Origin of the sequence: Paraburkholderia sp. MM6662-R1, assembly GCF_050436245.1 — a bacterium.
GTDB lineage: Bacteria > Pseudomonadota > Gammaproteobacteria > Burkholderiales > Burkholderiaceae > Paraburkholderia > Paraburkholderia tuberum.
The window spans coordinates 1878078-1890586 of the sequence record NZ_JBNDLV010000001.1 but is presented as its reverse complement, the minus strand read 5'-3'; the positions used below and the strand labels follow the sequence as shown (position 1 = coordinate 1890586).

The 12509-nt window shown below is 67.3% G+C and carries 6 protein-coding genes; 2 read left to right on the top strand and 4 right to left on the bottom strand.

Annotated elements, in window-relative coordinates:
* Positions 1–47: 47 nt before the first annotated feature.
* Together OKW39_RS08925 and OKW39_RS08920 are read right to left on the bottom strand one after the other, a co-directional pair.
* Positions 48–911: a carbon-nitrogen hydrolase family protein gene (locus OKW39_RS08925; RefSeq protein WP_184062298.1), complete on the bottom strand. Its 864-nt coding sequence runs from the start codon at positions 909–911 to the stop codon at positions 48–50.
* 153 nt (positions 912–1064) lie between these two features.
* The gene (locus OKW39_RS08920; RefSeq protein ID WP_429562454.1) at positions 1065–5315 is read right to left on the bottom strand and encodes a YhdP family protein; all 4251 of its coding nucleotides are present in this window, start codon (positions 5313–5315) and stop codon (positions 1065–1067) included.
* A gap of 264 nt (positions 5316–5579) precedes the next feature.
* Between OKW39_RS08920 and glnE the strand changes: the two genes are divergently transcribed.
* Positions 5580–8375: a bifunctional [glutamate--ammonia ligase]-adenylyl-L-tyrosine phosphorylase/[glutamate--ammonia-ligase] adenylyltransferase gene (gene glnE / locus OKW39_RS08915; RefSeq protein WP_429562453.1), complete on the top strand. Its 2796-nt coding sequence runs from the start codon at positions 5580–5582 to the stop codon at positions 8373–8375.
* Positions 8376–8480: 105 nt separating this feature from the next.
* On the opposite strand, the gene recN is transcribed toward glnE, so the two are convergent.
* Both recN and OKW39_RS08905 read right to left on the bottom strand, forming a co-directional pair.
* The gene (recN, locus tag OKW39_RS08910; RefSeq protein WP_429562452.1) at positions 8481–10148 is read right to left on the bottom strand and encodes a DNA repair protein RecN; all 1668 of its coding nucleotides are present in this window, start codon (positions 10146–10148) and stop codon (positions 8481–8483) included.
* Positions 10149–10214: 66 nt separating this feature from the next.
* Positions 10215–11117, bottom strand: a complete 903-nt coding sequence (locus OKW39_RS08905) for an NAD kinase (RefSeq protein ID WP_090803112.1) — start codon at positions 11115–11117, stop codon at positions 10215–10217.
* A 210-nt stretch (positions 11118–11327) separates the two neighbouring features.
* Here OKW39_RS08905 and hrcA point away from each other — a divergent pair, with 210 nt between their 5' ends.
* Positions 11328–12347, top strand: coding sequence for a heat-inducible transcriptional repressor HrcA (gene hrcA, locus OKW39_RS08900; RefSeq protein WP_090803113.1), 1020 nt, complete (start codon positions 11328–11330; stop codon positions 12345–12347).
* Positions 12348–12509: the final 162 nt, after the last annotated feature.

Genomic DNA, 12509 nt, shown 5'->3' with positions numbered 1-12509 from the left:
CCTGCGTCGCTATATGCGTGGCAGGCGCCGCAGTTTCAATGTCGGTTTCAGGTCAGCACGCGATGACGCCATGCCGGCAGGCTCTGCCGCACTTCGTCGATGCGCGCGCGTTCGAGGTTGCCCGCGACCACGCCGGCGCCCTCGTCGCGCACCGCGACGATCTCGCCCCACGGGTCGATCAGCATGCTGTGGCCCCAGGTGCGGCGGCCGTTTTCATGTTTGCCGCCTTGCGCCGCGGCGAGCACATAGCACTGGTTTTCGATCGCGCGAGTGCGCAGCAGCAGCTCCCAATGCGCGCGGCCGGTCGTGTAGGTAAACGCCGACGGCACCACGATCAGCGCGCAGTCGCCCATGCGCCGGTACAGCTCGGGAAAGCGCAGATCGTAGCAGACCGACAGGCCGACCCGGCCGAATGGCGCCTCGAAGCTTTGCACCGAGGTGCCGGGTCGAATCGTGCGCGCTTCGTCGAACGATTCTTCGCCCTTTTCGAAGTTGAACAGGTGGATCTTGTCGTAGCGCGCGGCCTCGTTGCCGTTCGGGTCGAACACCAGCGTCGTGTTCAGTACGCGCGACGGCTCCGGTGCGTTCAGCGGCAGGGTGCCGCCGATCACCCAGATCTGGTGGCGGCGCGCGGCGTCGGCGAGAAAGCGTTGGATCGGGCCGTCCTGATGTGGCTCGCGCACGGCGAGCTTGTCGGTGTCCTTGAAGCCCATGAAACAGAAATACTCGGGGAGCAGCACGAGTTGCGCGCCGTCGGCGGCGGCTTCGGCGATCAGGCGCTCTGCGTCGGCGAGATTGCGATCGCGATCCGGCGAGCTGACCATCTGCAGCGCGGCGACCCGGAAGGGGCTGGCTACAAGGCCGCTGGAGGTTGCGGCGGATGCGGATGAAGTGACGTGTGTTTCGCTCATGAGCGTGTCGAAAGACTCCCGGCGGGCGGCGGTGTGAAGCGCGGGCGCCGCATGCATGGTTCTGGGCTGGCTCGGCCCCGTTGGCGCATTGAGTCGATAGAGCGGCACGAGCGGCCGCGTGGTTCGAGACGGCGGCGCCAGGGAAACCGGAGCTCAGTGCGCTTGCACGGTCGAAGCCGGAGCGTCAATCTTACCCCGTTCGCCCGTCACCCGCTCGACGTGCGGTTTCGACCACGAGCCGGTGATCGCGTAGTCGCGCGCGAATACGTGCGACACCCCATGCGTGAACGCGATATCGGCGATCAGCGCGCCGAGGCCGATCAGCGGATTGATGACCGTCGCGGCGATCACCGCGGAGCCGGCGCTGACGGTCGGCACTACGTGCAGGTGCAGGTCCTGGCTCTTCTGCGCGATGTCGACCGAGCCCACCATCTCGGCGCGGGCCGGCGCGGTCACCATCCTGAAGTTGTCGGTGCGGGCGATGCCGTCATGAATCTGCGCGGTACCCGTCACGCTCGAGAACGGCAGGCCCTCGCCGATCACATCGTGGAAATTGAGTGTGGCGATGCGCGCGAGGCTTTGCAGGCTCAGCACGCCGAGCAGTGTCGCGACGCCCGGATCGACCTTCAGGATCTGACCGTGGCGTAGATCCAGCGCGAGGTTGCCGTTCAGCGTCGAATAGTCGATCGTGGTCGGGCCGCCCTGCCACACGGCCTTGCCCTGAATCGAGCCGGTGCCGCCCCTGAGCGTCCTCGGCAGACCGAAGCGCTCGAGCATCGCGCCGGCATCCTTGATGTCGAGCTTGAAATCGAACACGGTGCGGCGCGGCATGGCTTCGTCGGCCGAGATGGGCAGTTCGGTCGAGGTGCGCCAGTTCGCGGTCGCGCTCAGCGTCGCGGTGGGGTTCGTCACGTCGAGCTTGTCGAGCTGCCAGACCGGCACGCCGTTTTCTTCGAAGTTGTGCGCGTCGACCTCGAGCCGGCCGACGTTGCGATCGTGCACGATCAGTTCGTCGACGACCAGATCGATCGACGGCATGTTCAGCGCGGGCGCCGACATCGCCGGACCGAGCAGGTCCTTGTCCGCGACCGACGGAATCACGACGCGCGCGAAGCGCGCCTGCAGTTCGCCAGGCGATTCGCGGGTCGCTCCCGGCAGCCACGACACGTGGCCTGACACCTGATTCGACGCGATGTTCGCCTGCCACGTACGGTCCGCGTGCGACGCGCCGACGATCACGTTGTCCCAGTGACGCTTGAGCAGCGTAAGCATGTCGATGTGCAGCGCGAAGCGGTTCGGCAGGAACTGCGTGAGCATGGGATTCGGCACGGCCGCGGGTGTGGCCGCGCTGCTGGCGGTATTGCCGCCGTTCGCAGCGCCGTTCACGCCATTCGCCCCGCCCGCGCTCACGCCCGCGCGCAGCTGCGCGGCGAGCGCGCGCCAGGCGTCGGCATCGATCTCCTTGATGTCCGCCGCGGCGACCACGCCCTCGGACGGCAGGTCGACCGGCCGGTTCACGCCGATCGCGCCGCGCACGACGGTCGGTGACGTACGCGGCTGCGCGTTCGGCCGATAGCGCAGCAGATACGCGGCGGCGACCGGCCCCAACGTCAGGTCGGCGCGTTCGAGGCCGGCTTCGCCCGGCAGCGTCGACGGATTGACCGAGAAGTGCAGCGGCATCGGCGTGCCGGCAGTCTTTTTGAACGGCGCTGGAAAATCGAGCCCGAGGCCGCTCAGATCAGAGTTGGCGCTGACCTCCGGCAGGCGGCCCTTCGCGCCGGTGACGCGCAATGCATAAGGCGCGCTGCCGCTCATATGCGTGAGCACCTGTGCGGCCGGGCCATGCAGATGCAGTTCGCGCGCGGCATCGACGGCGATGTGGCCGTTGAGCGCGAGCGCGTACGTGCCGTCTTGCCGCAAGCCGCCGTTCGCATGCACGTCACCGCCGAGGAACTGGCCGGAGAGCCGCTCGACTTCGGCCGTTCGTTCGGTGAAGCGCACCCGGCCGTTCAGCTGCGACAGCGACGGCGCATTGCTCACGCTCAGGCGATTGTTCTGGAAGCCGAGCGCACCTTCCACGCCGATATGCGGCTTCGGCGTACGCGGGATCGTCAGCTTCAGCGCGAGCGACGCGGGCCCTTCCGCGCGAATCTTTTCGGTCTGGTGCCGCGCCATGATGCCGAGCGAGCTGCCGTTCACGTAGTCGAGCATATCGGCGAGCGGGCCGCGGCCGTTGCCCTCTATGGTGAGGTTCGAGCCTTTGGTGCCGAGGTCGTCGATGCGGCCGTTCACGCCGGTCAGCGTGACGCGCTTGTAACGGCCGCGGTCGATGTCGAAGCGCAGCACGTTCTGCTTGAGCTCGAACACGCCGTCGATGCCGTCGAGCGGCGGCCAAACGTTTGGCGTGCCGTTGCGCATGTTGCGCGGCGGGAACGGTGTCGGATCGAACTTGCCGCCGGTGAACGGCGCGACGATGTGGAAGATGCCGGCGTCGGGGTCGCGCGCGTAGGGGAACTTGGTCAGGTCGCCGTGCACTTCGATCGTGCCGCCACGCGACACGCCAGCCTGCAAGCCGTGGCCGAGGTAAATGCGCAGCTTTTCGCTGACCGCGGTCGGCAGATAGCGGGCGATGTGCGTCACCTGCGCGCGCTGGAAGTCGGCTTTCAGGTCGAGCGAGCCGCGGCCGTGGCCGGGATTGCTGTAGCTCGCAGTCGCGCTCGCCTCGACGTCAGGGTTCGATACGCTGAAATCGTTGAGCTTGACCGCGAACGCGGGACGCGTGTCGCCCGGTGCCTTCGTGCCCATCGTCCAGTCGGCGCGGCCGTGCAGACGCGCAAGCGTGAGACGCGGATCGTCGAACACGCCCGGCAGCGTGATCGCCACGTTGGTCGTATCGAAGTTCGCGTGGCCGCCTTTTTCATCGGCGTCGACGTTGCCCCACAGGTTTTCGATGCCGGGAACGCCGGCGCGCGGGTGGCCGCGCGGCGTCAGGCCCGGCCCCGGCTCCTGGGCGGCAAAGCTGATGCCCTGCAAATCGCCCTTGAAGCGATAACGCTCGATCGGTTCAACACCCGTCGGCCGACGGTCGCTGCCCACTTCTCCGGATTCCGGCTTGCCGCGCTCGAGGTCGATCACGTAGTTCGCGACGAGCCCGCGCGGATTGATGCGCACGAGTTCATTGAGAAAGTGCCGCGGCAGCGGCAGCGCGCGGCTGAATTCGGCGAGGATGCCGAGATCGACACGATCGCCGCTGACGCTCAAAAGCTGCCCATGCTGCTGCGACGCCATCCGGTAGCGGCTGTCGAGGGTCCGGAAGCGCAGGATGCGCGTGAGCGGCGTGCCGTCTTCGAGCGGCGGCTGGCCGAGCTCGGCACGCAGGTCCGACAGCTGCAGCCGGTACTCGCCTTCGTTTGCCTCGACGCGCCACAGAAAGTGGGTGATCGGCACGAGCAGCCTTGGCTGGGTCGGGCGCACGCGCATCGCGACGTCGTAACCGCTCAACTGGCCGGTCGCCTGGGTCACGCGGCCTTCGCTGAAGTCGATCCAGATTGCATTGTCGATGCGGCCGGCGAACGTCTCGATCGGGAACTGGATGTAGCGCGCGAGCGTCGGCAGATCGACCGGGCCCGTCGACATGTACACCTGCCCGCTCCAGTTGATCGGCTTGCCGAGCGCCGAGAGCGGCGCGTGGCGGAAGTGCGTGCGGAAGTCGAGCGGGCCTTTCAGCACCTGGCCGTCGGGTGGCGCCTGCAGCGCCATGCGGTGGTCGCGGCCGTCATTGAGGATCGCGATGCGGATGTCGCGCAGCGCCAGTTCGGATTCGTTGCGCGTCGCGTCGCGCCAGCGCAGCACGCCGCCGCGCACGACGATCGCCTGCTGACGCAACAACCAGGTGGACAGCGTGTCGTTGCCGCTGTGGCGCGTCGGCACCGGCACGCCCGCGACCGACAGCACGCCGTCCTCGCTGCGCGACACCAGCACGTCCGGCTGATCGACGATCAGGCTCGACAGCGCCAGATGAAACTCCCACAGCGAGCGCCAGGACACCGACGCGGTGGCGTGCGGAATCGTCAGCGCGGGTTGGCCGTCGTGATCGCGGATGACGAGATTCGTGACATCGAGCCCTGGCTGGAAGCCGCTCCAGTGCGGCGCGAGCCGGCCGATCGTGAATTGGGTGCGCAGCTTGTCGGAGACCGCGGCTTCGATGCGCGGCCGGAACATGTCGGCGCGCGGCAGCACCACGTAGCGCAAACCCAGAAACAGTCCGCCCGCGATGAAATAGAGGACGAGCGCGAGCGCGGCGAGCACGCGCAACGTCCGACGCAGCACGATGTGGTCGCTTCCGCTCACATGCCGGACCTGCGGTGGGGTTTGCGGGTCGGCGGATTCGTTTCGCTCGGACATGCTGCGGCGGCTGGGCGTATGGTAGTTTTGCGTGTTAACGACGAAATGTATCACACGGGAAAGCGTCGGCGGACCTCCTGCAAACCCTGTCCGACGGCCCGTGACGGCGATTGGCGAGGCCGTCCGGCACGGGGGCCGGCACGCTTGTCGCCGCATGCCGATGGCACGACGGAACGACACGACAACGACCCCGGAACGACACCCGGACACCGTCAGAATACCGCCGGACAAATTCGATCAAGCAACGAGCGAGCCAGATTTTTGATGACTGACGCCACCCTCCTGAGTTCCAGCTATTCGCACTATGCCGCGCGCGCCGCTGCGGCCCGCCCGCAACTGGTCGCGCATGTCGGCGCGCTGGCCGACGAACCGCTGACGCGCGAGCGCATCGACGCGCGTCTCGACGAACTGTGCGCCGAGGCGGCGGGCCCAGCCGGTGCGCCGGTCGACGAAGATGCGCTGAAGCGCGCGCTGCGCCAGCTGCGCACCGAAGTATTCTGCGCGGTGATGGAGCGCGACCTGGCCGGCGAGGCCGATATCGCCGAAGTCACCGGCGCGATGACCGATCTCGCGGAAACGACGATCCAGCGCGCGCTGACGGTGCTGAGCGCCGAGCTCGAAGCGCTGTATGGCGAGCCGCGCGACCAGCAGGGCGAACGGCTCACGCTTGGCGTGGTCGGTATGGGCAAGCTCGGCGGGCGCGAGCTGAACGTGTCGTCGGATATCGACCTGATCTTCGTCTATGAGGACGACGGCGAGACCGCCGGCGGCCAGCGCTCGCCGCTCGCGACCCAGGAGTTCTTCACGCGGCTCGGCAAGCGGCTGATCGGCGCGCTCGCCGAAGTCACCGCCGACGGCTACGTGTTTCGCGTCGATATGCGTCTGCGGCCGAACGGCGATTCGGGGCCGCTCGTATGCAGCCTCGGCATGCTCGAAGAGTATTTCTATGTGCAGGGCCGCGAGTGGGAGCGCTACGCGTGGATCAAGGGCCGGCTCGTGTCCGAGGGCGCGAGCGCCTCGGCGCAGCGGCTGCAGAAGCAGCTCGGGGCGATCGTCACGCCGTTCGTCTATCGACGCTATCTGGATTTCGGCGTGATCAGCGCGATTCGCGCGCTGCATCTGCAGATCCGCCAGGAGGCGCAGCGCCGCGCGTCGATGCGCCCCGACAAGGCCGACGACATCAAGCTAGGCCGTGGCGGCATCCGTGAAATCGAATTCAGCGCGCAGGTGTTCCAGCTGATCCGCGGCGGCCAGGACGCCGGCTTTCGCGTGCGGCCGACGCTCGCCGTGCTGCGCCACGCGGCCACGAATGGGTTGATGGATCCGTCGGTGTGCGTGAAGCTGTCGCAGGCGTATCGCTTTCTGCGGGAGCTCGAGCATCGTTTGCAATATCGCAACGACGCGCAGACCCACGCGATGCCCGTCGATGCCGAAGACCGCATGGCGCTCGCGCGCGTGATGGGCTGCGACGACTACCCGCAATTGATGACGAAGCTCGACGCGCATCGCGAGTTCGTCGAACAGCAGTTCGACCAGATTTTCGCCGACAAGGTGGGCGGCCGCGACGGTTGCGGCGCGCCCGAGGACGGCGCGGCCGCGTGGGTGTGGAGCAGCGCGCTCGCCGACGATAGCGCCGACGACGCACTGCGCGCGCGCCTCGTCGAACTGGGGGTGGCCGAGCCCGGGGAGCTGCTCGCCCGCCTGCAGGCGGTGTGGCGCTCGTCGCGCTACACGGGCCTGAACGAGCGCAGCCGGCAGCGTTTCGACATCGTCGCGCAGCGCGCGCTCGAAGCCGCGCGCACGCTGGAGCCGGCCGGGCGGCGCGGCGATACGGTCGCGCGCCTGTTCGATCTGCTCGAAGCGGTGAGCCGGCGCGGCGCGTATCTGGCGCTTCTGACCGAGTATCCGCAGGCGCTGCACCAGGTGCTGTCGGTGCTGGGCGGCTCGCGCTGGGCGGCCGGCTATCTGATCCGCCATCCGCAGCTGCTCGACGAGCTGCTCGACGTCGAGGCGATCAACAGTCCGTTCGACTGGGCTGAATTCAAGCGTACGTTGCGTTTGCGGCTCGCCGCCGCCGATGGCGTCGAGCAGCAGATGGATCTGCTGCGTCACGCGCATCAGGCCGAGGTGTTCCGCATTCTGCTGATCGATCTTGCCGGCAAGCTGTCCGTCGAGCACGTCAGCGACCGGCTGTCCGAGCTCGCCGACGCAGTGCTCGACGTGGCGATCGAAGCCGTGTGGAAGCAGTTGGCCAAACGTCATCGCGACGTGCCGCGCTTCGCGGTGATCGCCTACGGCAAGCTCGGCGGCAAGGAGCTCGGCTACGCGTCGGACCTCGACGTGATCTTCCTGTACGACGATCCCGGCGATGCCGCCGCCGACGTCTACGCAACCTACACACGGCGTCTGATCACATGGCTGACCACCGCGACCGGCGCCGGCACATTGTTCGACATCGACCTGCGGCTGCGGCCCAACGGCGAGTCGGGCCTGCTCGTCACCGACCTCGATGCGTTCCGCCGCTACCAGCTGCGCGAGGGCGACGCGGCGAATACCGCGTGGGTGTGGGAGCATCAGGCGCTGACGCGTGCGCGCTACTGCGGGGGCGATCCGGAGATCGGCGCGAAGTTCGAGGCGATCCGCGAACAGGTGCTGACGACGCCGCGCGAAGCGGCGCCGCTCGCGAAAGAGATCGTCGAGATGCGCGCGCGTGTCGAGGCGGGACACCCGAACCATACGCCGGCGCTGTTCGACCTGAAGCACGACCGCGGCGGCATGGTCGATATCGAGTTCACCGTGCAGTACTGGGTGCTGCTGCATGCGGCGCGCGATCCCGAGCTGATCCGCAATACCGGCAATATCGCGCTGCTGCGTGAGGTGTCGCGTTTCGGGCTGATGAGCGAAGCGGAAGCGGAGACGGTCGGCGCCGCCTATCGGCGCTATCGCAAGCTGCAGCACACGCTGCGGCTCGATGGGATGGAGAAGGCGCGGGTCGATCCGGCGCTGGTCGCGGCCGAGCGCGAGGCGGTGCTGGCGTTGTGGAAGAGGGTGTTTGGGTAAGGGCGCTCACGCACTTCGCGTCGCGCATCATGCGCGGCCGGGATCGGTGTGACGTCCCGGCCAGGCCGACTCAGCCGTGTGCGGCCGCCTATGCGCGGCGCAATTTCAGGCGGCCAGCATTTCCTTCGCGTGCTTGCGCGTGGTCGCCGTGATTTCGAGGCCACCGAGCATGCGCGCGACTTCCTCGATGCGGCTCGCCTTGTCGAGCGAGCTCACGCTGCTGAGCGTGCCGCCGGTGCCGTTGCTCATCTTTGCGACCTGGAAATGATGATCGCCGCGCGCGGCGACCTGCGGCAGATGGGTCACGCACAGCACCTGGCGCGCCTCGCCGAGCTGATGCAATAGCCGTCCGACCACTTCGGCCACGCCGCCGCCGATGCCCGTATCCACTTCGTCGAAGATCAGGGTCGGTGTCGGGCTGGCCGCGCTCGCGATCACTGCGAGCGCGAGACTGATACGCGCGAGTTCGCCGCCTGACGCAACCTTCGCGAGCGGCCGCAGCGGCACGCCGGCATGACCGGCGACGCGGAACTCGATCTGCTCGAGCCCGTGCGCGCCGCCTTCGGGCAGCGGCACCAGCGCGACCTCGAAGCTGCCGCCTTTCATCGACAGTTCCTGCATGCCGGTCGTGACCGCCTCGCCGAGTGCCTTGCCTGCTTTCGCGCGTGCCTTCGACAGCTTTTTCGCCTCGGCGACGAACACTTCCTTCGCTTGCGCCTCGGCGGCGCGCAGGCCGTCGAGGTCGGCGGCGGCGTCGAGCGCGGCCAGTTGCTTGCGCCGCTCTGCGTGTTCTTCCGGCAGCGTCTCGGGCCGCAGGCGGAATTTGCGCGCGGCCGAGTGCAGCGCGTCGAGGCGCTTTTCGACCTGCGCGAGCCGCTCCGGATCGAGCTCGAGCTTCTGCGCGTAGTGGCTCAGCGAATACGCGGCTTCCTGCAACTGGATTTCGGCCGGTTCGAGCGCGGCGAGCACGTCGTTCAGCGCGGGGTCGATCTCCGCGAGGTCGCGCACCTTCGACACGATCGAGCCGAGATGCGTGATCATCGCGTCGTCCGATTCGGACAGCGCGCCGAGCGCTCCCTGCACGCCGTCGATCAGATTCGCGGAATGCGACAGCCGCCGATGCTCGGTGTTGACTTCTTCCCATTCGCCCGGCTGTGGCGCGAGCTTGTCGAGTTCGGTGAGTTGCCACGCGAGTCGCTCGCGTTCGAGTTGCAACTCGCGATCGCGCGTTTGCGCTTGCTCGACGGCCTGCGCCTTGTCGCGCCACGTGCGCCACGCGCGGGTGACGGCGGCGGCCAGGTCGGACAGGCCCGCGTGCGTGTCGAACAGCTCGCGCTGCGCGTCCGGGCGCATCAGCAACTGGTGCGCGTGCTGGCCGTGAATATCGACGAGCATCTCGCCGACCTCGCGCAGCTGCGCGAGCGTGGCCGCCGTACCGTTGATGAACGCGCGCGAGCGGCCGTTCGCGTCGACCACCCGCCGCAGCATCACGGTGCCGCCGTGCTGGCCGTCGTCGGCCGCGCCGAGCGCCTGCGTGTCGAGCCATTGATCGACCTGTGCTTGCGTCTCGAACTCCGCGGTGATGTCGGCGCGGCTCTCGCCGGTGCGCACGACGCTCGCCTCGGCGCGCGCGCCTAGTGCCAGCGCGAGCGCGTCGATCAGGATCGATTTGCCGGCGCCGGTTTCGCCCGAGAAAACGGTAAAGCCGCTGTCGAATTCGAGGTCGAGCGCGGCGACGATGACGAAGTCGCGTATCGAGAGGTGGCGAAGCATGGAGGTGGTCGGGTGAGCTTGGGATTCGGGTGGCGGCCGCGGCGGCGTGCGAAATCAAAGTGCCGCTTACGGCCTCGGGTCTTCTTCGTGCGACGGGTACTCGTGCCAGTGCAGCTTCTGGCGTAACGTCGCATAGTAGCTGTAGCCGACCGGATGCAGCATCGGCACCGTGTGGCGCGAACGGCGCACCTCGATCGTGTCGCCGAGCTCCAGCGACGTGAACGACTGCATGTCGAAATTGACGTTCACCTCGCGCCCGGAAACGATCTGGATGCTGACCTTCGATTCGTCCGGCAGCACGATCGGCCGGTTCGACAGCGCGTGCGGCGCGATCGGCACGAGCACGATGCCCTGTAGTTGCGGATGCAGGATCGGCCCCTGCGAGGACAGCGAATACGCGGTCGAGCCGGTCGGCGTCGCGACGATCAGGCCGTCCGAGCGCTGGTTGTACATGAAGCGGCCGTCGACCGACACGCGCAACTCCGCCATGCCCGAGAAGCCGCTGCGGTTGACCACCACGTCGTTGAACGCGAGCGCGTGGTAGATCGGCGTGCCGTCGCGCACGATGCGCGCTTCGAGCAGCACGCGCTCCTCGCGCTCGAAATTGCCGGACAGCATCTGCGGCACGATCTCGCGCATGTCGGAGATCGGAATGTCCGTGATGAAGCCGAGCCGCCCGTGGTTGATGCCGATCAAGGGCGTGCGATACGGCGCGAGCTGGCGGCCGATGCCGAGCATCGTGCCGTCGCCGCCGAGCACCACGGCGACGTCGGCGCGCGCGCCGATCTCGGCGAGACGCAGCGCCGGATAGTCGGTCACGCCGATTTCGGCGGCGGTGTCTGCTTCGAACACGACTTCGAGGCCGAGCTTCGCGATGCAGGCGGCGAGCGCGGTCAGCGGCTCGCCGATGCCTGGCGTATTGCTGCGCCCGACGAGCGCGACGGTCTTGAACTGGCTGGTCACTTGCATGCCGGCATTACACCATAGGTAGGGCCTGAAAAGAACCGCAGACCGACCCGGTTGTGGGGCGGCGCACGCAGGGCGTCTGCGTATGTCGCGATTATCGTTAGAATGGTGAAGACCCGATGACATGCGAGCCCGCCGACGGCGGTGCATTCGCCGGGAGCGGGCGCCGCGGGCGCTCACGGCTGCGATGCCATTGAGCTAAAATTTTTCGTCATGCTAGATCCTCGCGCACAAACCCTCCTCAAAACGCTGATTGAGCGCTACATCGCCGAAGGTCAGCCGGTCGGCTCGCGCACGCTGTCACGTTATTCGGGCCTCGAACTGAGTCCGGCCACGATCCGCAACGTGATGTCGGACCTCGAGGATCTGGGGCTCGTGATCAGTCCGCATACGTCGGCAGGGCGCATTCCGACGCCACGCGGCTACCGCCTGTTCGTCGACACGATGCTGACCGTCGAATCCGCCGCCGACGAGGAGGCGGTGACGCGCACCGTCAAGACCACGCTGCAGGTGGGCGAGCCGCAGAAGATCGTCGCCGCGGCGGCGAGCGTGCTCTCAAATCTGTCGCAGTTCGCCGGCGTCGTGCTCACGCCGCGTCGCAGCCACGTGTTCAAGCAGATCGAATTCATGCGCCTGTCCGACCAGCGCATTCTGCTGATCATCGTGACGCCCGAAGGCGACGTGCAAAACCGCATCCTCGCCACCCAGCGCGACTTTTCGCCTTCGCAGCTGGTGGAAGCCTCCAATTACATCAACGCGCACTTCGCTGGCCTCTCGTTCGACGAGGTGCGCCGCCGCCTGCGCGAGGAAATCGACGAGCTGCGTGGCGACATGACCTCGCTGATGCACGCGGCCGTCACCGCCAGCACCGACGAATCCGACACCGGCGAGACCGTGTTGATCTCGGGCGAGCGCAATCTGCTCGAAGTCGCCGATCTTTCGTCGGACATGGCGCGCCTGCGCAAGCTGTTCGATGTGTTCGACCAGAAGACCAGCCTCCTTCAGTTGCTCGACGTGTCGAGTCACGCGGCGGGCGTGCAAATATTCATTGGCGGCGAATCGAATCTGGTACCGATCGAGGAAATGAGCGTCGTCACCGCGCCGTACGAGGTGAACGGCAAGATCGTCGGCACGCTCGGTGTGATCGGACCGACCCGCATGGCCTACAACCGCGTGATTCCGATCGTGGACATAACCGCGCGGCTGTTGTCCATGACGCTCAGCCAGCAGTAGTCCTCGGGCTCCGCGGAACTGTCGTCATCGCAGTCCGTGGCGATCATGATGCGCGAACGCGCGGTGTCTGCCAATCGTCCGAATGGCCAGGGGTCTCTGGCGGCGCCGGGCAGAACCTGCGCCGCTATAATGAATCTCCATTGAATCGACTCGCCGCAAAAT